This window comes from Exilibacterium tricleocarpae (assembly GCF_007004655.1).
Lineage (GTDB): Bacteria > Pseudomonadota > Gammaproteobacteria > Pseudomonadales > Cellvibrionaceae > Exilibacterium > Exilibacterium tricleocarpae.
On record NZ_ML660099.1, the window covers coordinates 114810 to 136392 of the forward strand.

Below are 21583 nucleotides of genomic sequence, written 5' to 3' on the forward strand. Positions count from 1 at the left end.
CACCTGCCCTCTCAACCGATATCCTTCTCCAGGGCCGCCAGCCGCTCCGGCGAGCCGATATCGCGCCAGGTGCCGGTAAACACTTCCGCCGTCAGGCGCCGGCGCGGCAGATAGTAATTCAACATCTCCACCATCCGAAACACCTCCCGGCGGCGGGGATAGTTTTGTATCATCTCCGGCCGGATCAGGCTGATACCACTGAAGGTGTGCCTGACACCGGCATCGGCGCCGCCGCGCGGCAACGACAAAAAGCCGTCTTCGTCCATGCTGTAGTCGCCGCCGCGGTTGTGACTCGGGTTCGGTACCAGCACCAGGTGCCCCAGCGCCGCCGCGCGCAACGGCAACGCCCGCAGTTGCTGTAGCGGATAATCGGTCCAGATATCACTGTTGATCACCACGAAAGGCTCCGCCCCCAGCAGCGGCAGCGCGCGGCTCAGCCCGCCGCCGGTTTCCAGGGGCCGGGACTCCTCGGAATAGGCGATGCTGACCCCCCAGCGACTGCCGTCCCCGCAGAAGTGTTTTATCTTCTCGCCCAGATAAGCCACATTGATAACCAACTCGGTGATACCGGCCTCACTGAGGCGCTCGATATGGTACTCGATCAGCGGCTTGCCCCCTGCTCGTAGCATAGGCTTCGGCGTGTGTTTGGTCAGGGGCATCATCCGCTTGCCCAGACCGGCGGCAAAAACCATCGCTTTCATTGCAGGTCACCTGCCTGTCGGTAATCCCGATACCAGGGTTGGGTTGCACACAGCGGCAGTAAACGCCGCTCGAACCAGGCGCCGAAAGCCGCCAGCTCCGGGTACCGGGCGGCGGCTTCGAGGACATAGCGTATCACCAGCGGCAAGTCATTGAGATAACCCGCCTTGCCGTCGCGCAGGTGCAGGCGCGCGAAGATACCCAGCACCTTTATATGTCGCTGCAGCCCCATCAGATCAAACCAGCGCAAAAACTGCTCCCGGGTCACAGAATCGTCGCCAGGCATAACACCGATATCGGCTTCGATCAGCATATCGCCGTAGGCCAGCGCCCAGCGTCGCACCTGGTCCGGGTCCCAGCGCACGTAACAGTCCTTCAGCAACGACACCAGATCGTAGGTAAACGGCCCCCACAGGGCGCCCTGAAAATCGATCACCCCCAGGTCGCCACCGGCGCAAATGATGAGGTTGCGGGAATGATAATCGCGGTGCACCAGTGCCCGCGGCTGCCCGGCGGCACTGTCGATCAGCAACTGAAACACATCCTCGAGCAGCGCCTGCTCATCCGCTACCAATGCATGGCCGAGCAACCGGGGCACGAACCAGTCCCGAAACAGCGCCATTTCATCGAGTAAACGACCCTCATCATAGGCCGCCACGAGATCGGGCCGCGGACACTGTTGCAGTCGCAGCAGTGTCATCAATGCCTCGCCGTAGAGGCCGGTCGCCGAATCGGCATCGAGGGCGTCGGCCAGCAGGCGATCGCCAAAGTCCTCCAACAGCATAAAGCCGTGCTCGGCGGCACTGGCGACAATCCTCGGAGTGCGAATCCCCTCGGCCTGCAAGGCATCGGCCAGCGCCACAAATTCCTGGTTGTGGGCGCGATCCGGCGGCGCCATCACCGCCAGCAGACCGGGCGCGGTATCGATGCGAAAATAGCGGCGCAAACCGGCATCGCCGTGCAGAGGCTGCAACGCCACAGCCTGCCGCCCCCCGTTTATTTTTGTGAGCGCCCCGGCAACCCAGCGCTGTAAGGCTTGCACTTCGGCCATGAATTTTACCATTCCCCCGCTGACAAGGACGCTACCCTACACCGCTTTAATTCAAACTGACATTCGAAAAAATCAGGCGAAACCATCGTTCGACAAGAACGTTCGAACCGACCAGTCGGCACAGGCATTCGAGCCGGTCATTTAAAACAAGAGGTGGAGCCTGTCGTGCTAATCAATTGTATGAGCCGATCCGCATGGCCCTCTCTTCAGGCGTTTACTTTCGCTCCGGCCCCCCAGGGCAAAGATTCTACCCCATACTGACACAAAGTCATCAGCCAGCCACAACAACAGCGGGTCCACTTCCAACCAAGCCACAGCACCGGCGGCGCTACTGCCCGCTTATAGCTAAAAGGCAGCTTCCCAAGTAGAATCTCACCTCGCCGCCGGCGCGCCCGCAGGGATCACCCGGGGGTAATGAAAAACACAGATTGGACATCGCATTAATGGCCGAGCCCCGACAGCGCCTCAGACAGGACATTTACCGGCATATTCAACAGCAATCCCGCCAGACCGGGTCCCCATCGGCGCTGATCGGCCTGGCGCTGTTGGCGCTGCAGCCGATACTGCCGGTGCAGGCCCAAACCGGCGCCGATGCCAGTCACCGCGGTTGGGATTGCCGCCCCGGGGCGAATCCGTCCGCCTGGGACTGCCGGGAGATTCAACTCCCCGGTCCCGGCGGCCGCCAAACACAGCAGCCGCCGGACCCGGCCGAGACGGCCACAGCCACCAGCGCCAGCCAGATCGACTGGGTGCCGGCACAACAACTGTCCGAGACCCGACGGGCCGAGTTGGCTAATAATTGTTGCGGCGCCTACGTCGAACCCGAACGCACCGATGACGAGGCGAATCTGGCACCCGCGCAGGCGCCGCTGCGCGCCTCCGCCGATCGCGCCGAGGTGTTGCAGCAAACCACCACCGTGCTGGAGGGCGAGGTGTTCCTGCGCCAGGGTGAGCGGGAGCTGCACGCCGATAAAGCGCAACTCGACGACGCCACCCGCATCGCGACCCTCGAGGGCAATATCCGGTTGCGCCAACCCGGCCTGTTGATGACCGGCGACAGGGCGCAGATACATATGGATGACAACCGGGCCAGCCTGGAACAAGCGGAGTTCGTCATTCACGAAGCCCACACCCGGGGCAGCGCCGACCGCCTCGAGCAAACCGACAAGCATCTGCTGGTGCTCGATAACGGCAATTTCACCAGTTGCGAACCCGACAGCGACGCCTGGCTGCTGGAGGGCAGCGAGATTGTGCTCGACAGCAACGAGGAAGTCGGTCGCGGCAAACACGTGCGCCTGGAGGTGGCCGGGGTGCCGATATTCTATGCCCCCTACCTGGAGTTTCCCCTGGGCGATACCCGCAAATCCGGCTTTCTGTTCCCCTACCTCAGCAGCAGCGATATCGGCGGCGGACTCAATGCCGGCGTGCCCTACTACTTCAACCTGGCGCCCAACTACGACCTCACCCTCACCCCCAGCCATATGGACGACCGCGGTGAAATGCTGGAAGCGGAGTTTCGCCACCTCTCGCGTTATTTCCAGACCACCGTCAATGCGGCCTTTCTGGGTGATGATAAAGATGGCGACGACAAGGACGATGAAAAGCGGGTCGAGCGAGGCAGAATCGACTTTGCCGAAGGCAGGATCACCGCCGGGGAACTGGCGGCGCTGGAGGCAAAACTCGGCGAGTTCGAGGGCGAGGATCGCTGGCTGTTCAACCTGGACCAGATCGGCGGCCTGGGACAGCGCTGGAGCACCCGTATCGACTTCACCCAAGTCAGCGACACCGACTACTTTCGCGACCTCGACACCGCCAGCCTGAGCGTCAATGCCAACACGCATTTAAGGCGTCTGGGCCAATTCGATTACCGGACCGACAACTGGCTGTTGAGCGCCCGGGCGGAAGAATATCAAACCCTGTTTTCCACCCGCACCGTACTCGCCCCCTACCGCCTGGTGCCCGAACTCAGCGCCGCAGGTGTTTACCGGGCCGGCAACTGGCTGTTCAACCTGGACAACACGGTGGTGCGTTTCGATCATCCGGACGCCGAGATCGAGGACCTCAACCGGCGCCAGCTGACCGGCGACCGGGCCCGCCTCGAATACAAAGCGACCTGGGACAAGGAGTGGCTGTGGGGCTTTTTCAAACCCGCCGTCGCCCTCAAGCATCTCAGCTACCAACTGGACGACAATCTGGCCACCCCGCTCGAACAGGATGCCCCCGCCGTTACCGTACCCCAGGGCACTGTCGATATGGGGTTGATATTCGAGCGCGATGGGGCCCTGTTTGGCAACGCCTACCTGCAGACATTCGAGCCGCAGCTGTTTTACTTTTACAGCGACTTCAAAGACCAGAGTGAACTGGCCCGCGTCGACTTCGACACCTCGGAGCCCACCTTCACCTACAGCCAACTGTTTCGCGACAGCCGCTTTACCGGCGGCGACCGCATCGACGACGCCAACCAGTTGACCCTGGGCCTGACCAGCCGTTTCATCTCTCCGGAGTCGGGGGTCGAGCGCCTGAGCCTGAGCCTGGGCCAGATTTATATTTTCGAGGATCGACGCGTAACCCTGGCCGGCGCGCCCTCGAACGCCAATAAAACCGAAATCGCCGCCAGGGTGGCGGCCCAGGTCGGCAAGCACTGGCAGTTTACCAGTGAACTGCTCTACGACGAGGAAGAGCAGGTGATGTCGCAGGGCAATTTCTCCCTGCGCTATATGGACGATCAGTACCGCCTGTTCAACCTGGGGCACAGGTTCCGGCGCCAGGCCGGCAGGCCCGATGTGAATGATATTGACAACGACGGCGACACCACCGAGTTGATCGAAAACGACCTCGACCAGGTGGACGCCTCGCTGATCTGGCCCCTCTACGGCGGCCTGAGCCTGGTGGCCCGCTACAACAAGGATTTGACCCAGCAGCGGGAACTGGAGAAGATTGCCGGTCTCGAATATAACAGTTGCTGCTACCGCGTGCGCGCGGTGTGGCGCCGCTGGATCGACAACGACCTTATCGACGTGGTCGACGACTCGCTGCTGGAGTTCGATGAAGGCGTCTTCTTTGAAGTTGAATTCAAGGGACTCGGCGGTACCGGCGGCACCATCAGCAGCGTCCTGAGTGAGGGCATCTTCGGTTATGAGCGGCGCGAGGAAAACCTCCGCTGAGTCCCCGCAACAGGACACGGTAGCATGCGCAACCCCCGCAGACAGAACAGCGGTATACAGAACGACAGCAAGCAGAAAACAGTATGTTGAGAAACCATTTCCCGGCTAGCAAAGCGATATTTATGAACAGACGAGTCAATACCCACAAACCCGCAGCTCACAGCAGGCAACATGCAGATAAAACCCCGCACCAAACGGGTCGACTGCCGGCGCTATACGGCAAACTGCCGGTCTGGCGGGTTGGTGCCGGGCGAGCTTTTGGCGCGGCCCTCGCCGCCGTCGCCCTGATCGGCTCGCTGTGCGCCCAGGCCCAAACCACGACCTTGGACAAGGTAATCGCCATCGTGGATGACGATGTGGTCATGGCCAGTGAACTGGAGCAGCAACTGGCCATTATCAGTACCCGTATCCAGGCCCAGCAAACCCAGCTTCCCCCCGAGGATGTGCTGCGCTCGCAGGTCCTGGAGAAGCTGATTGTCGACCGCTTGCAACTGCAGATGGCGGACCGCGCCGGAGTGCGCATCGAAGATGGGCAGATCAACCAGGCCATCGCCCGCATGCAACAGGCCAACAATCTCACCGCCGAGGCCTTTGCCGAAGAACTGCGCCGCGAAGGCATGACACCCAGCACCCTGCGCGAGCAGGTGCGCCGCGAGATGGTGATCAACCAGGTGCAGCAGGGACGGGTCAACCGCCGTATCCAGATTACCGAGCAGGAAATAGATAACTTTCTCAACTCCACCGAGGGCAAATTCTGGACCTCGCCGGACTACCAACTCGGGCATATGCTGATCGCCGTTGCCACCGGCGCCGGCGAAGAGGAAAAAAACGCCGCTAGAGAGAAGGCAGAGCAGTTGTTCCAGCAATTGCAACAGGGCGCCGATTTCAAACAACTGGCTATCGCCAATTCCGCCGGCCCCCAGGCGCTGCAGGGCGGCGACCTGGGCTGGCGCAAGACGGCGCAACTGCCGGCTCTGTTCGCCGAGGTAGTTCCGGGACTGAAACCCGGCCAGACCTCCGCCCCCTTCGCCAGCGACGCCGGCTTTCACCTGCTCAAGCTCTACGACCAGCGCGGCGGCGGCGAGCGTATGGTGGAACAGGCCAAAGTCCGCCATATCCTGATCAAGCCCTCCACCATCCTCAGCGACGACGAGGCGCGGGAGAAACTCCTCGATATCCGCCGCCAGATCGTCGCGGGCGGCTCGTTTGAAGCGCTCTGCAAAGAACACTCCGAGGACATCGGCTCGATGCTGAGCGGCGGTGACCTCGGTTGGTCGACACCCGGCCAGTTCGTTCCGGCGTTCGAAGAAACCATGAAGCAGACCGCGGTGGGCGAGATCAGCGAGCCGTTTCGCAGCCAGTTCGGCTGGCATATCCTCAAGGTCGATGAGCGCCGCAATCAGGATATGACCGAAACCGTGATCCGCAATCAGGCGCGCAACCTGCTGCGCAAGCGCCGCTTCGAGGAAGAGCTGCAAACCTGGCTGCGGGAAATCCGCGATGAGGCCTATGTCGAAATTAAAGGGTGATCCCAACACAGGTGCCGCCGGCAGGGCCGCGACAGACGCCTTCGGGGAGAGCCGCCGGAACATCGAACCCTGTTGCAGGGTTCGCCTATAGGACCCGTTCATGGCTTATCGTATCGCCTTCACGCCGGGTGAACCGGCGGGCATTGGACCCGATCTGGCAGTAGAGCTGGCACAGCAGGCCCGGGACACTGAATTGGTCGCCATCGCCGACCCGGAGCTGTTGCAGGCCCGGGCCGCCGCCCTTAAATTGCCGCTGCACCTGCGGGAAGTGGATTTGCAGCGCCCGCCGCAGCCGTTGCGAGCCGGCGAACTGGGCCTGCTGCCCATCGGCACCGCCCGGCCGGTGCTCGCCGGCCGCCTCGATCCGGCCAATGCCGCCTATGTGCTTGCCTGCCTGGATACCGCAATAAACGGGTGTATGGCGGGCCGCTTTGCCGCTCTGGTCACCGGCCCGGTGCAAAAAAGCGTGATCAACGAGGCCGGCTTCCCTTTCAGCGGCCACACGGAATACCTGGCCGCCAAAACTGCGACCCCCAAAGTGGTCATGATGCTGGCCACCCCCGGTTTGCGGGTGGCCCTGGTCACCACTCACCTGCCACTGGCGGCGGTTGCGGCGGCAATTACAGTCGAGAACCTGACCGCGGTTATCGACATACTTTACAGCGAGTTGCGGACTAAGTTCGGTATCGCCGCCCCCCGTATTCTGGTCTGCGGCCTGAACCCCCACGCCGGCGAGCGAGGCCACCTGGGCCGCGAGGAGATCGACGTCATCGAACCGGTGCTGGCGCGGCTGCGCCAGCGCCCTATGGACCTGCAGGGGCCGCTGCCCGCCGATACCCTGTTTACCCCCAAATACCTGCAACAGGCCGATGCGGTGCTGGCCATGTATCACGACCAGGGCCTGCCGGTGTTGAAGCACCAGGGCTTCGGCGAAGCGGTGAATATCACCCTGGGCCTGCCCTTTATCCGCACCTCCGTCGATCACGGCACCGCCCTGGCACTGGCGGGCAGCGGCAGCGCCGATGCCGGCAGCCTGGGCGCCGCAGTGGCCAGCGCCGAGGCCATGATCGACACCACAGCCATGGGACCCGGCCAGTGAGCCAGGCCGTCCCCGGCCACCGGCCGCGCAAACGCTTCGGGCAAAACTTCCTGGTCGATCCGGGTATTATCCAGCGCCTGGTCGACACCATTGCCCCACGCCCCGGCGACAACCTGGTGGAAATCGGCCCGGGGCAGGGCGCCCTCACCGAGCCGCTGCTCGCGGCCTGTCCGGACCTGCAGGCGATAGAGCTGGACCGCGACCTGATCCCGCTGTTGCTGGCGCGCTTTGACGATTATGCGGGCTTCAGGATTCACCGCTGCGATGCCCTCACCTTCGACTTCTCCGAGTTGGTGACCGCCGGCCCGGACCGGCGCGCACTGCGTATCGTCGGCAATCTGCCCTACAATATTTCCACCCCACTGATCTTCCACCTGCTCAGCTTCGGGCAATATGTGCGGGATATGCACTTCATGCTGCAAAAGGAGGTGGTGGCGCGGCTCTGCGCGCAACCCGGGCAAAAGGCCTACGGGCGGCTCGGTATCATGGTGCAGTACCACTGCCAGGTGGAAAACCTGTTCCCGGTGCCGCCGCAAAGTTTCCGGCCGGCGCCCAAGGTGGATTCAGCGATCGTCAGGCTGACCCCCTATGCCGAACCGCCGGTGGTGGCCAAAGACGTGGGGGCGCTGCAACGCCTGGTCAATACCGCCTTCCAGCAAAGGCGCAAGACGCTGCGCAACGCCCTGCGCTCACTGCTGCCGGTGGAAGTCATTGAAAAACTGGAAATTGACACCAGTATTCGTCCTGAAAATCTCACGTTGCCGGACTTTGTGCGCCTCAGCGACAGCCTGGCGGAACACAACCCGGCAGCGATACCCACCCCTACACACACCACTAAACACACCACTAAACACACCACTAAACACACCACCAAACTACAGCGAACCCAATGACGCCCGAACACATCGAGATATCCGTCGAAACCAACTATATCGATCAGCAGTCTCAGCCGGACGCCGGGCGCTTCGTCTACGCCTATACCATCACCATCAGAAACTGTTGCGATACCCCGGCCCAGTTAATCAGTCGCCACTGGGTTATCACCGACGCCAACAATGCCCGCCACGAGGTGCGCGGACTTGGTGTCGTTGGCGAGCAGCCTCGCCTGCAGCCGGGGGAAGCATTCACTTACACCAGCGGTGTGGTGATCGAGACCGAGACCGGCACCATGGAGGGCAGCTACCAGATGCGCACCGACGAAGACCTGCTGTTTGACACCCCCATTCCGGCCTTCGCCCTCGTGCCACCCCACGCCGTGCACTGACGCTCGCTATGGCCACTTACGCCGTCGGCGATCTACAGGGGTGTCTGACCCCGCTGCGCTGCCTGCTCGGCGAAGTGCAGTTCGACCCCCGTGCCGATCGCCTGTGGCTGGTGGGGGATATCGTCAACCGGGGCCCGGAATCTCTCGACACACTGCGCTACGTCTACAATCTCGGCGACGCCGTTAGGTTGGTGCTGGGCAACCACGACCTGCATCTGCTGGCGGTCGCCCACGGCCTGCGCCAGCCCAGCCGCGGCGACACCCTGGGCGAGATCCTTACGGCGCCGGATCGCGACCAACTGCTCGACTGGCTGCGCCGGCAACCGCTGGTTCATCACGACCCGGCCCTCGGCTTTACCATGGTGCACGCCGGCATCCCACCCCAGTGGGGTTTGAAAAAAGCCCTGAAGCGGGCCGCCGAACTGGAGGCAGTACTGCGCGGTGATCATTTTTACGCCTTTCTCGCCACGATGTATGGCGACAGGCCACGGGGCTGGAGCAAGGATTTAATTGGTTTCGACCGTTTGCGAGTGATCACCAACTACTTTACCCGCATGCGCTTTTGCAACGCCGCCGGGGAACTCCAGTTAACCAGCAAATCGAGCCCCGATAACGCCCCCCGCGGCTATCGCCCCTGGTATACACACCCGCACCGCAAAACCCGCAAGCACAAGCTGATATTCGGCCACTGGGCAGCCCTGGCGGGCAAGGTGGAGCAACCCAACCTCTACGCTCTGGATACCGGCTGCGTCTGGGGCAGCCATATGACCATGTTGCGATTGGAAGACGAGACCTGGTTCAGTTGCGACTGCGAGCCGTTTGTATGACCGAAATCCGGCCAAGACGCTAAAAACAACATAGAGCAAACGGCGACAATCCGGCTTGCGGCATCAACCCTCAACCATAACCATTGGGGTTGCCCGACTGCCAGCGCCAGGCATCGGTCACCATGCGCTCCAGATCGAAGCGGGCGCGCCAGTCGAGATCGCCGGCGGCAAACGCCGGATCGGCGAAGCACTCGGCGATATCGCCGGGCCGGCGCGGGGCGATATCGTAGGGCACCGCCCGGCCGCTGGCGGCCTCGAACGCCTTTACCACCTGCAACACGCTGTAGCCCTGCCCGGTTCCCAGGTTATAGGTGTAACACCCAGGTGTTACCTGCCGTAGCCTCTGCAGGGCCTTCACGTGCCCCCGGGCCAGGTCGACCACGTGAATATAATCGCGCACGCCGGTGCCATCGGAGGTCGGGTAGTCGTCACCGAAGACCTGCAGGCGGGCCAGTTTGCCCACCGCCACCTGGGCCACATAAGGCAGTAAATTGTTGGGGATGCCCTGGGGGTCCTCACCGATGCGACCGCTCTCGTGGGCGCCGATGGGGTTGAAATAGCGCAGCAGGGTGATCTTCCAGTCGTTGCCGGGGGCGGCACTGAAGTCGCGCAATACCTCCTCCACCATCAACTTGCTGCGGCCGTAGGGGTTGGTGGCCGAGGTGGGGAAATCCTCGCGGATAGGTACGCTGGCCGGATCGCCGTAGACGGTTGCCGAGGAGCTGAAGATCAGTTGCTTCACCCCGACCTCCCCCATCACTTCGCACAGTGCCAGGGTGCCGCTCACATTGTTGTGATAGTAGGACAGGGGAATTTCGCTGGATTCGCCGACGGCCTTAAGGCCGGCAAAGTGCAATACCGCCTCGATATCGTGCTGATCAAACACCCGGCGCAGGGCCTTGCGGTCATTGATATCCAGGGTGTGCACCGGCACGGCGGCGCCGATGATCTCGCCCACACGCTCCACGGCCACGGGTTTACTGTTGCAGAAATTGTCGACAACCACCGGGTCAAAACCCGCCGCCGCCAGCTCTATGCAGGTGTGACTGCCGATATAACCCGCACCACCTGTAACCAAAACCGCCATAACATTACCCCGTGTTGACAAAACGCCCCTGCCATCGCGTCCTTTGAATCCAGCGGCAGGACCGACGATAGCAGCCGACTAAAGAAAAATAACACCCTGCGATAGAACCGTACGTATAGAAACAACGTACAGAACCTCACGTGCAGAACCTCGCGTATAGAACCTTACGGAAAGGATCTTACTTAAAAGACCTTACCTATAGAACCTTACGATAGAACCTGACAGCAGCGCCTGGCAATAAAGCCCCGGTCGGGTTTCGCGCGCAAGTTCGCCGATTGCGCCCGACTATTGGAAAACCGCCGCTAAAACACGTTCGTAAAGCTGGCAGCAAAACACACGGCAAGACCAACAGTAAAACCACAATGCGCCCGCCGGCCCCATTCTCGTGCGGTTTTGCATCGGGCCACATAAAGGCGCTCTATTATCGCACACAATGACACCTGGAAGAGCACCTACAATCCCGGCGCATTTTAGGAAAATATTGTCTGAATTCTAAACTGGGAGAATTTTTTGCCGCCAGTGGTCTATCGCCCACTCAAATTGCGACTATGCTTATCAGAGTGGGGAAAAGCGGTTCCTCTCGAGCCCGCAAAAGCCCCGGCCGCCGCACTTTTGGCCGGTTTTGCCGCGGCATAAACCGGTGCCGGCCGCACATTTTTGCTAACACAGTTGTTGTAAATTGATGGTGGTGACTCTATTGTGGTAACCCTGTGCAGTTGCAACTCTTTACGGTTAAAAGAGTCCCTGAGTTAGTCCCGGCAAAAGTGTAACGGGCGACAACTTACGGGAACAAAGTCAGTTTCTTGAATCTAATCGGTAAAGGAGGCAAACCATGAGTATCTTCAGCCATTACCGCGAGCGCTACGAGACTACTCAACAGGAAGAGATGACTATCCAGGAGTATCTGGATCTCTGCAAGGCAAAGCCGGGCGTCTACGCCAGTGCCGCAGAGCGCATGCTGATGGCCATCGGCGAACCCGAGCTTATCGACACATCCCGCGATTCGCGGTTGAGCCGCATATTTTCCAACAAGATCATCAAGCGCTACTCCGCCTTTGACGACTTCTACGGCATGGAGGAGTGTATTGAGCAGATAGTGTCCTTCTTCAAACACGCGGCCCAGGGGCTGGAGGAGAAGAAACAGATACTCTACCTGCTCGGCCCAGTGGGTGGGGGTAAGTCCTCACTAGCAGAAAAGCTCAAGTCGTTGATCGAAAAACAACCAATTTATGCCATTAAGGGCTCTCCGGTCTTCGAATCGCCCCTCGGCCTGTTTGACGCCGAGGAGGACGGCCAGATTCTGGAGGAGGACTACGGGATTCCGCGCCGCTACATCAAGCAGATCATGTCGCCCTGGGCAGTGAAACGGCTGCATGAATTCAACGGTGATATCAGCCAGTTCAAAGTCGTCAAACTCTACCCCTCGATTCTCGACCAGATCGCCATCACCAAAACCGAGCCCGGCGACGAGAACAACCAGGATATCTCTTCGCTGGTGGGCAAGGTGGATATCCGCAAGCTGGAGGACTTCCCGCAAAACGACCCCGATGCCTACAGCTTCTCCGGGGGGCTGTGCCGCTCCAACCAGGGCATCATGGAATTTGTGGAAATGTTCAAAGCCCCCATCAAGGTCCTGCACCCGCTGCTGACCGCCACCCAGGAGGGCAACTACAACAGCACCGAGGGGCTCGGCGCCATCCCGTTCGAGGGCGTCATCCTGGCTCACTCCAACGAAGCCGAATGGCAGACGTTCAAGAACAACAAAAACAACGAGGCGTTTATCGACCGGGTGTATATCGTCAAGGTCCCCTACTGCCTGAGGGTCTCGGAGGAGATACGCATTTACGAGAAGCTGCTGCAGAACAGCTCCCTGTCCCAGGCCCAGTGCGCCCCCGATACGCTGAAAATGCTGGCACAGTTCAGCACCCTGTCGCGCATCAAGGAGCCGGACAACTCCAATCTCTACTCCAAGATGCGCATCTACGACGGCGAGAATCTGAAAGATACCGATCCCAAGGCCAAGTCCATGCAGGAGTATCGCGACGCCGCCGGGGTCGACGAGGGTATGAACGGCCTGTCCACCCGCTTCGCGTTCAAAATTCTGTCCAAGGTGTTTAACTTCGATCCCACCGAGATTGCCGCCAATCCGGTCCATCTGCTGTACGTGCTGGAGCAGCAAATCGAGCAGGAGCAGTTTCAGCCGGAACTGCAGGAGAAGTACCTCACATTTATCAAAGAGTACCTGGCGCCGCGCTATGTGGAGTTTATCGGCAAGGAAATCCAGACCGCTTACCTGGAGTCCTACGCCGAATACGGCCAGAATATTTTCGACCGCTATGTCACCTATGCCGACTTCTGGATTCAGGACCAGGAATACCGCGATCCGGAAACCGGCGAGATTCTCGACCGGGCGGCGCTCAACGAAGAATTGGAGAAGATCGAGAAACCGGCCGGCATCAGCAACCCGAAGGACTTCCGCAACGAGGTGGTCAACTTCGTGCTGCGCGCCCGTGCCAACAACAACGGCAAGAATCCGGTCTGGAGCAGCTACGAAAAACTGCGCACGGTAATCGAGAAGAAAATGTTCTCCAATACCGAAGACCTGCTGCCGGTCATTTCCTTTAACGCCAAGGCCTCCGCCGACGACAAGAAGAAGCACCAGGATTTCGTCGCCCGCATGACCGCCCGCGGTTATACCGAGAAACAGGTGCGGCTGCTGTCCGAATGGTATCTGCGGGTACGCAAGTCGCAATGATCGGGCGCGCTACTCCGTTGCGGTAATCGGGTGCAGTAGCCGAGAGCAGCGGTCGGGTGCCGAAGCCAGGCCGGAGGGCCCGGCGCCGGCCTGGTCACCGGGCTAAACGGAGACCCTAAGGAGGGTTGTATGGTGAGTTACGGGAAAGCTCTATGAGTTATATTGTCGATCGCCGCCTCAATGCCAAAAACAAGAGCGCCGTCAACCGGCAGCGCTTTCTGCGCCGCTACCGGCAGCATATCAAGAAAGCGGTGGCGGAGGCGGTTACCCGCCGTTCCATCACCGACATCGACAAGGGCGAGCAGATCAGCATCCCCACCCGGGACATCAGCGAACCGGTCTTTCACCACGGCCGCGGCGGCCGGGTCAACAACGTCCTGCCCGGCAATAAGGAATTCGTGCAGGGCGACCGCATTGCGCGCCCGCCGGGCGGAGCCGGCGGCGGCGGTGCGGGCTCCGGCGCCAGCGACAGCGGCGAGGGCATGGACGACTTCGTCTTCCAGATTACCCAGGAAGAGTTTCTCGACTTTATGTTCGAGGACCTCGAACTGCCCAATATGGTGAAACGCCAACTGGCCGGCAACGAGGCCTTTAAAACCCGCCGCGCCGGCATCAGCAACGAGGGCAATCCGGGCCGTATCAATATCGTGCGCTCGCTGCGGGCGGCCAACGCCCGCCGCCTGGCCCTGACCGGCAGCAAGCGCCGCAAGCTCAAGCAACTCGAAGAGCAGATCGAAGCGCTGGAGGCGGTCGAGCCGGTGCTGCGTGATCACGCCAAACTCGAAGCGTTGTTGACCGAAGCGGCGAGCCTGCGCAGCCGCATCAGCCGGGTACCCTGGCTGGACGATTTCGATATCAAGTACAACCTGCTGGTAAAACAGCCGATTCCGCGCTCCAAGGCCGTGATGTTTTGCCTGATGGATGTCTCCGGCTCCATGAACCAGGCCACCAAGGATATGGCCAAGCGTTTTTTCATCCTCCTGTACCTGTTCCTGCAGCGCAACTACGAATACACCGAGGTGGTGTTCATCCGCCACCACACCAGTGCCAAAGAGGTCGACGAGCAGGAATTTTTCTACTCCCGCGAGACCGGCGGCACCATCGTCTCCAGCGCACTGAAACTGATGAAGGAGATTCTGCACGACCGCTACCCGCTGTCGGAATGGAATGTCTACGGTGCCCAGGCATCGGACGGTGACAACTGGAATGACGACTCCAGCACCTGCTACAAGCTGCTGATGAGCGATATCATGCCGAAGATGCAATACTACTCCTACATCGAAATCACACCGCGCAACCACCAGGCGCTGTGGGAAGAGTACGAGGGAGTTGCCGAAGCCTACCCGGACACCTTCGCGATGCAGCAAATCGTCGACGTGAGCGATATTTACCCGGTATTTCGCGCGTTGTTTCACAAGAAGACCGTATGAACCAGCCGACCATGCCAAACCAAGCCAAAACCAAGCAAAGTGAGCCGCTGTCCACCACGTCGGAATGGACGTTTGAACTGGTTGAAGCCTACGACAAAGAAATCGGCAAACTGGCCGAGGCATTCGGGCTCGATACCTATCCCAATCAGATCGAGGTGATCAGTTCCGAGCAGATGATGGACGCCTACGCTGCCGTGGGTATGCCGCTCGGCTACAACCACTGGTCGTACGGCAAGCAGTTTCTCAACATCGAGCGCTCCTACAGTCGCGGGCAGATGGGGCTCGCCTACGAGATCGTCATCAACTCCAACCCCTGTATCGCCTATCTCATGGAAGAGAACACCATGACCATGCAGGCACTGGTGATCGCCCATGCCTGCTACGGGCACAACTCGTTTTTCAAAGGCAACTACCTGTTTCGCACCTGGACCGACGCCGACTCCATTATCGATTACCTGCTATTTGCCAAAAACTACATCTCCCACTGCGAAGAGCGCCACGGCATCGACGATGTCGAGGCCATTCTCGACTCCTGCCACGCGCTGATGAACTACGGCGTCGACCGCTACAAACGCCCCTACCCCATTTCCGCCGCCGAGGAAAAGCAGCGGCAAAAAGAGCGGGAGGAGTACCTGCAAAAACAGATCAACGACCTGTGGCGCACCATCCCCAGGCCGGGGCAGGAAGAGGCCGATGCCGAGCTGCAGCGCTTCCCCGAGGAGCCCCAGGAAAACCTGCTTTATTTCATCGAGAAGAATGCTCCCCTGCTGGAACCCTGGCAGCGGGAGATCGTGCGCATCGTGCGCAAGATCGCACAGTACTTTTACCCGCAGCGCCAGACCCAGGTCATGAACGAGGGCTGGGCCTGCTTCTGGCACTACACACTGCTGAATGAACTCTACGACCAGGGCAAGGTGACCGACGGGTTTATGCTGGAGTTTCTGCAATCCCACACCAGCGTCATTTACCAGCCCCCCTATGACAGCCCCTACTACAACGGCATCAACCCTTACACACTGGGCTTCAATATGATGATGGACATCCGTCGCATTTGTGAAGCCCCCACCGACGAAGACAGGGAATGGTTCCCCGATATCGCCGGCAGCGACTGGCGCGAAACCCTGCAGTTCGCCATGCGCAATTTCAAGGATGAGAGTTTTATCCTCCAGTTCCTGTCACCCAAAGTGATGCGGGACCTGAAACTGTTCACCATTGTTGACGACGACCGCAAAAAAGATATCGAAGTCACCGCCATCCACGACGAAAGCGGTTACCAGTCGGTGCGCGAGTCGCTGGCAGGTCAATATAACCTCGGCAATCGCGAGCCCAATATCCAGGCCTACAGCGTCGATATCAGAGGTGACCGGTCGCTCACACTGCACCACCGGCGCCACTCCCGCAAGCCGCTGGACGATTCCTGCGAGGAGGTCTTACGTCACCTGCACCGCCTCTGGGGTTTTGATGTCCACCTGCATTCACTGCAGGACGACGATATCAAACAGAGCTTCCACTGCCCGCCGCCGACACTGTCGAAAGATGGTGATCTGGGCTGAGTGCCCGCTGAAAATGATGAGGGTGCCGGCACTTCGGTGTGCGCCTGCGCGCTGCTCACCGGCGCCGGCTTACTGGCGTGCAGATTCGAAGTTAAGGACAATTTGAAGAAAGACCCGAAGCGGTTATCCGGTTACCGACTCCAGACGTCATGTCTACTCGGCAATCAACCGCTCTACCTTGGCCAGCAGTTCATTGTTATCGAAAGGTTTGGGCAGGATATCGTTGGCACCATTTTGCAGGGCCCGCTCCAGGCCCTCGGGTGTCTCGGCGGAAATCACCAGCACCTTCGACTGGGCGTGCTCCTCGTGTTCGCGAACATAGGTTAGTACCTGGTGGCCGTCGATACCGGGCATTTTCAGATCGAGCGTAATCAGGCAGGGCTTTAGTTGCGACAACAGGGTACCGGCAACAAAGCCGTCTGCGGCCACCTCCACGTCGTAACCCGCCCGCTTCAACACCCGCCGGATGGCTGCCGCCATCTCCGGTTGGTCTTCGATCACCAGGATCATGCGGTTGTCATCCGCGAGGTCTCCCGGCACCGGCATCTGGTTCTCACGCAGGAAAGCCACAAAGTCATCGGCGCGGATACGATGATCACCCCGCCCCGGCAACTTGTAAGCCTTGAGACGACCTCGCTCGATCCAGCGAATGACAGTGCGGAAAGTGACGCCACAATACTTGGCGGCCTCTCCTGTGGTCAGCACTCTCAATTCAGTCATAGTCGCTCTGTTCTCGCCTCGGTCGGCCGGTCATTTACATTCATGTTATAAAAATCCGTCACCGTTAAAGGTTTGCGGTCATAAGCCGACATTATCCTTAAGACTAGCGAATTTTTCACCTGACATAAATGACAATTATTCCTATTGTGACATAGATACAGACATAATGATTCTAAATGTCACGATTGACAGGTTAGTCAATTAATGTACAATAGCCACGATATACAGGATTCAATACCGCTCGATTCAACGACTGACTCGGCGGCACTGTCGGCTCAACATCCCTCCACCCTTTACGGCAGAGTCGACAACGAGAAGAACACCCTAAGACCCTTGGCCCCCATAGCTTTTCTTGGGGGCGTTTTTTTTATACCTTTGCTTTTCCAGCCACTATTGTCGTGCTTACGGCCGACTGCCGCTTATGTATAAACCCCCCAGGCCCCAGAGCATCTTGCTGGTGGATGACAATGACGTTAATCGCCAATTGGTGCGCCATATTCTGGCCGATACCTATCCGCTGGTTTACGAAGCCGCCGATGGCAACGAGTGTCTGGCAACGCTGCAAAAATACGATATCGACCTGGTGCTGCTGGATCTCAACATGCCGGAGAAATCGGGCTTCGAGGTGCTGACCGAATTGCAGCGCAACGGCGCCAAACGCAACCCGGCGGTCATTGTGGTTTCCGCCGACAGCGATCCCGCCAGTATCAGCCGCACCTTCCAACTCGGTGCCGCCGACTATGTCACCACACCGTTCAATCGCTATGAACTCCTGGCCCGGGTGCATACCCATCTCGCCCTGCACAACCGCGAGCAGGAATTGGAAGAGCGGGTCCAGGAGCGCACAGCAGAGCTTATGGAAACCAATCGGCGCCTGCAGGAAACTCACGGCCAACTTTTACAGGCGGAGAAAATGGTTTCCCTTGGCCAGTTGGCCGCCGGCGTCGCCCACGAAATCAATAATCCGGTGGGTTATATCAGCTCCAACATGGATACTCTACGCGCCTATTTCGACGACCTGCTGGCGGTACTCGACGCCTATCAGGAAACCGAAGAAAGCATCAACAATATACAAATCAAGGACGAGCTGCAGGAGTTGAAGTGTCGATTAAACCTCGATTTCCTCAAAGAGGACATACCGCACCTGGTGGACGAATCCCTGCAGGGCGTGCGCCGGGTTAAACAAATTGTGGCAGACCTGAAAGGCTTCTCCCATCCGGAACAACAGGAGTGGCAACAAGTCGACCTGCACGACACCATCAACAGCGCCCTCAATATCGTCCACGGCCAGCTTAAATACAAAGCTGAAGTCGTTAAACAGTTCGGCGAACTACCGCCCATCGAGTGTATCGCGCCGCAAATCAACCAGGTGCTGGTAAACCTGCTGGTCAATGCCGGGCAGGCCATCGAGGGTCGAGGCACCATCACGCTGGTGACCGGCCTGGCAACTGACATCAAAACCCGCGTTGCGGGCGATGCCGTTTTTGTCAGCGTCAGCGACACCGGCATCGGTATGTCAGCGGATACCCAAATGCGTATTTTTGATCCCTTCTTCACCAGCAAACCGGTGGGCGAGGGAACCGGCCTGGGCCTGTCGGTATCCTACGGCATCATTGAAAATCATCGCGGCGAAATTCTGGTCGACAGCCGCCCGCAACAGGGCAGTTGCTTTACACTCATCTTGCCCGTCACCCAAACCGGAGCCGGCCCCGGTCACTGAAGCCGGCTCGCGCGGCGTTCTGTCGGTAGTCGCAGGCGCCGCAGTCAGTCGACGTCCGCCGCCGGTCGCCGCCTAGGTCCCCGACTGCCGATTCTGGCGATTCTGGCGATTCTGGCGATCACCTGCGGACTCAACCCCTGGTAGAGCCCCAGCGACAACACCACCATGGCAGCACCGCCCAACAGTTGTGCCGACACCTGTTCGCCGGCGACAAATACCCCGACACAGATTGCCAGCACCGGTGTAATCAGGTAAGTCAGCGATACCGTGTTGACCGACAAATGCCGCAAGATATAAAAATACAACGAAAACCCCAACATAGAACCAAACAGGGAAAGATAGCCGATGCTCAACACTGTGCGCGACGACCAGTGCTGCGGCCAGCTACCCTCGAGCAACCACCAACTCACCAGCAGCGCCGGCACCGACATCAATAAAGTACCCGTAGTCTGACGCAGCGGGTCGATATTCCCGCCGAGCCGTTTCAGCCAGACACTGCAGAAAGAGAAAAAAAAGCACGACAGAAGCATTCCCGATACACCGTATACCGCCTTATCCCCGAGCGACAACTGATCGGTGTATATCACCGCCAAACCGGCAAGCGCTATGGCCAGTGCAGCAATTCGGCGCCCGTTGAACGGATTCTCCCGCAACAACAACATCGACATAACACCGGTTATAAACGGTGACAAACCCATAATGAGGGCGATCAGACCGGAGGGAATAAACTGTGCCGACCAATAGACCAGCGGCATGTTTGGAAAAATCCCAAGCGCCGCGACACCGTAACGCTGCCAGTCATTAGCTTCGCAAAACAGATTGCGACGCAACAGCCCGAGCAGCGACAGGCCGATCACCAACGCCACCAACATCCGCAGGCTGACCGCCGCCATAAAGCTGATACCACCGCTGCTCCACTGAATCGCCAGGGGTGTGGTAGCCCAGATCAAAACGACCCCCAGATAGGCCATCAATACAGACATCATCGAATCCTCTTTGGCGAACCTTGAAGTAAAGGTCGCAAACACGAAAAAGGCCGCAGGTTGTTAACGCTGCGGCCTTCGGTAAACTTATCTCTGTTGCAGTTTTATCGCATCAGAGCGACCTCGGGCACACAGCACGGCGGCAGATACCAGGTGACGGTATGCACTCGGCGGCACATCTGCACTTGCAGACCAGCCTTTCTGAAGGTCTTGAGATCGCGTATAAAAACCACGTTGAATGCTACTCTTTAGGTTAAAATCAATTAGGTTAAAATCAATTAGGTTAAAACCGATTAGATTAAAACCAAGGTCAAGATTAAGGTCAAAATCGAAACTTAAAACCGAGAGCCAATATTGAGCGTTGAAATCGGATAAAAGTCAGATTGAAACGGAAAAATAGAAATTTGCAAAAACTTGTTTTAGAGTGTGAGGCAATCCCGTTATAGCGTCAAGCCGCTTTACCGATTTTTTATGGATGTTTATCTCGTTGGCGGTGCTGTCCGCGACCAGTTGCTCGGTTACCCGGTATCAGAAAGAGACTGGGTGGTGGTCGGTGCTACCCCCCGGCAAATGCTCGATCTCGGCTATAAACCGGTGGGCAAGGATTTTCCGGTCTTCCTGCACCCCGACACCCGGGAAGAATATGCCCTGGCCCGCACCGAACGCAAAACCGCGCCGGGCTACACCGGGTTTCAATTCTATACCGCAGCCGATGTAACACTCGAAGACGATCTCATCCGCCGCGACCTCACCATTAACGCCATGGCGCAGGATCAGTACGGACACTTGATCGATCCCTATAACGGCCGCGCAGATATCGCCGCTAAATACCTGCGCCATGTGTCGCCGGCGTTTGCCGAAGATCCGGTGCGGATTCTGCGGGTTGCACGGTTTACCGCCCGCTATCACCATTTGGGATTTCGCCCGGCGCCGGAGACACTGGCACTGATGCAGCGCATGGTGGCGCAGGGCGAGGCCGATCATCTGGTCGCGGAGCGAGTCTGGAAAGAATTGGACCGGGCGCTCGGTGAGCGCAATCCCGAAGCGTTTATTCGCGTGTTGCAACAGTGCGGTGCCCTCGGCGCCGTAATGCCGGAACTGGAGCGGCTGTTTGCCGCCGCCCCGGGTGCCGGCGAGGCCCCGGGGGAACAGGCTCTGCGCACGTTGCAGCAGGCCTGCGCCATGGGCGGCGCTGGTGCCGTGCGCTTCGCCGCGTTGGTTTACCTGCTGGCCGATCACCACCCCCGGCAACTCGACGCCATAACGTCGCTGTGCCGGCGCCTCGGCGTGCCCAAAGAACCGCGTGAACTGGCGTTGTCCGTCGCTGCGCGACGCCGCGATTGCCACCGGGCGCTGGCGTTGGACGGCGCCGCCCTATTGCAACTTGTCACCGCCCTCGACGGCCTGCGCCGCCCGCAGCGTTACGAGCAGTTTCTGTTGTGTTGCGAGGCCGAGGCGCGCAGTTTTCCGGATCGACAACAGGCCCCCTATCCCCAGGCGGACCTGCTGCGCGACGCCCTTAAAACCTGTCTCGCCGTCGATGCGAAAGCCCTAGCGCAGGCGGGTCTGCAGGGCCAGCAACTCGGCGCCGAATTGCGGCGCCGGCGCAGCCGGGCGCTGGAGCAACTGATAGCAGCGCGGTAATCTGCACCCGGCGACCGGGACAGACGTTAATGACACTGGCTAAAGGCACCTACCTCTG

16 protein-coding genes are annotated in these 21583 nt (G+C 59.5%); 11 read left to right on the forward strand and 5 right to left on the reverse strand.

Going from position 1 to position 21583, the window contains the following annotated elements; translation table 11 throughout:
• Window positions 1-11: 11 nt before the first annotated feature.
• Together murU and FKG94_RS19250 are read right to left on the reverse strand one after the other, a co-directional pair.
• Window positions 12-701: an N-acetylmuramate alpha-1-phosphate uridylyltransferase MurU gene (murU, locus tag FKG94_RS19245; protein WP_142928560.1), complete on the reverse strand. Its 690-nt coding sequence runs from the start codon at window positions 699-701 to the stop codon at window positions 12-14.
• The gene (locus FKG94_RS19250) at window positions 698-1750 is read right to left on the reverse strand and encodes an aminoglycoside phosphotransferase family protein (RefSeq protein ID WP_179957723.1); all 1053 of its coding nucleotides are present in this window, start codon (window positions 1748-1750) and stop codon (window positions 698-700) included. Before FKG94_RS19250 ends, murU begins: the two co-directional genes overlap by 4 nt.
• Before the next feature lie 443 nt (window positions 1751-2193).
• Between FKG94_RS19250 and FKG94_RS19255 the strand changes: the two genes are divergently transcribed.
• The 6 genes from FKG94_RS19255 to FKG94_RS19280 all read left to right on the forward strand — a co-directional run bounded on the left by FKG94_RS19255 (window position 2194) and on the right by FKG94_RS19280 (window position 9633).
• Window positions 2194-4914, forward strand: a complete 2721-nt coding sequence (locus tag FKG94_RS19255) for an LPS-assembly protein LptD (RefSeq protein WP_142928562.1) — start codon at window positions 2194-2196, stop codon at window positions 4912-4914.
• Window positions 4915-5036: 122 nt separating this feature from the next.
• Window positions 5037-6443: a peptidylprolyl isomerase gene (locus FKG94_RS19260; protein ID WP_142928563.1), complete on the forward strand. Its 1407-nt coding sequence runs from the start codon at window positions 5037-5039 to the stop codon at window positions 6441-6443.
• Between the two features lie 100 nt (window positions 6444-6543).
• Window positions 6544-7542: a 4-hydroxythreonine-4-phosphate dehydrogenase PdxA gene (gene pdxA / locus FKG94_RS19265; RefSeq protein WP_142928564.1), complete on the forward strand. Its 999-nt coding sequence runs from the start codon at window positions 6544-6546 to the stop codon at window positions 7540-7542.
• On the forward strand, window positions 7539-8435 hold the full coding sequence (gene rsmA / locus FKG94_RS19270) for a 16S rRNA (adenine(1518)-N(6)/adenine(1519)-N(6))-dimethyltransferase RsmA (RefSeq protein WP_142928565.1): 897 nt from the start codon (window positions 7539-7541) through the stop codon (window positions 8433-8435). Before pdxA ends, rsmA begins: the two co-directional genes overlap by 4 nt.
• Window positions 8432-8806, forward strand: a complete 375-nt coding sequence (apaG, locus tag FKG94_RS19275; protein ID WP_142928566.1) for a Co2+/Mg2+ efflux protein ApaG — start codon at window positions 8432-8434, stop codon at window positions 8804-8806. Before rsmA ends, apaG begins: the two co-directional genes overlap by 4 nt.
• Before the next feature lie 8 nt (window positions 8807-8814).
• Window positions 8815-9633, forward strand: a complete 819-nt coding sequence (locus FKG94_RS19280) for a symmetrical bis(5'-nucleosyl)-tetraphosphatase (protein WP_142928567.1) — start codon at window positions 8815-8817, stop codon at window positions 9631-9633.
• Between the two features lie 70 nt (window positions 9634-9703).
• On the opposite strand, the gene galE is transcribed toward FKG94_RS19280, so the two are convergent.
• Window positions 9704-10720 (reverse strand): UDP-glucose 4-epimerase GalE, encoded by a 1017-nt coding sequence (galE, locus tag FKG94_RS19285; RefSeq protein ID WP_142928568.1) that lies wholly within the window; start codon window positions 10718-10720, stop codon window positions 9704-9706.
• A gap of 832 nt (window positions 10721-11552) precedes the next feature.
• On the opposite strand from galE, the gene FKG94_RS19290 reads away from it, so the two are divergent.
• The 3 genes from FKG94_RS19290 to FKG94_RS19300 all read left to right on the forward strand — a co-directional run bounded on the left by FKG94_RS19290 (window position 11553) and on the right by FKG94_RS19300 (window position 16458).
• Window positions 11553-13475: a PrkA family serine protein kinase gene (locus FKG94_RS19290; protein ID WP_142928569.1), complete on the forward strand. Its 1923-nt coding sequence runs from the start codon at window positions 11553-11555 to the stop codon at window positions 13473-13475.
• A 152-nt stretch (window positions 13476-13627) separates the two neighbouring features.
• Window positions 13628-14905, forward strand: a complete 1278-nt coding sequence (locus tag FKG94_RS19295) for a YeaH/YhbH family protein (protein ID WP_142928570.1) — start codon at window positions 13628-13630, stop codon at window positions 14903-14905.
• Window positions 14902-16458, forward strand: coding sequence for a SpoVR family protein (locus FKG94_RS19300; protein ID WP_246125265.1), 1557 nt, complete (start codon window positions 14902-14904; stop codon window positions 16456-16458). Before FKG94_RS19295 ends, FKG94_RS19300 begins: the two co-directional genes overlap by 4 nt.
• A 153-nt stretch (window positions 16459-16611) precedes the next feature.
• On the opposite strand, the gene FKG94_RS19305 is transcribed toward FKG94_RS19300, so the two are convergent.
• The gene (locus tag FKG94_RS19305) at window positions 16612-17178 is read right to left on the reverse strand and encodes a response regulator (RefSeq protein WP_142928571.1); all 567 of its coding nucleotides are present in this window, start codon (window positions 17176-17178) and stop codon (window positions 16612-16614) included.
• Window positions 17179-17599: 421 nt separating this feature from the next.
• Here FKG94_RS19305 and FKG94_RS19310 point away from each other — a divergent pair, with 421 nt between their 5' ends.
• Entirely contained in the window at window positions 17600-18898 is a 1299-nt protein-coding gene (locus tag FKG94_RS19310; protein ID WP_142928572.1) for a response regulator, read from the forward strand.
• A gap of 44 nt (window positions 18899-18942) precedes the next feature.
• Here the strand turns inward: FKG94_RS19310 and FKG94_RS19315 are convergent, their stop codons facing one another.
• Window positions 18943-19884 (reverse strand): DMT family transporter, encoded by a 942-nt coding sequence (locus tag FKG94_RS19315; RefSeq protein ID WP_142928573.1) that lies wholly within the window; start codon window positions 19882-19884, stop codon window positions 18943-18945.
• 468 nt (window positions 19885-20352) lie between these two features.
• Between FKG94_RS19315 and FKG94_RS19320 the strand changes: the two genes are divergently transcribed.
• Window positions 20353-21525: a multifunctional CCA addition/repair protein gene (locus FKG94_RS19320; protein WP_142928574.1), complete on the forward strand. Its 1173-nt coding sequence runs from the start codon at window positions 20353-20355 to the stop codon at window positions 21523-21525.
• Window positions 21526-21583: the final 58 nt, after the last annotated feature.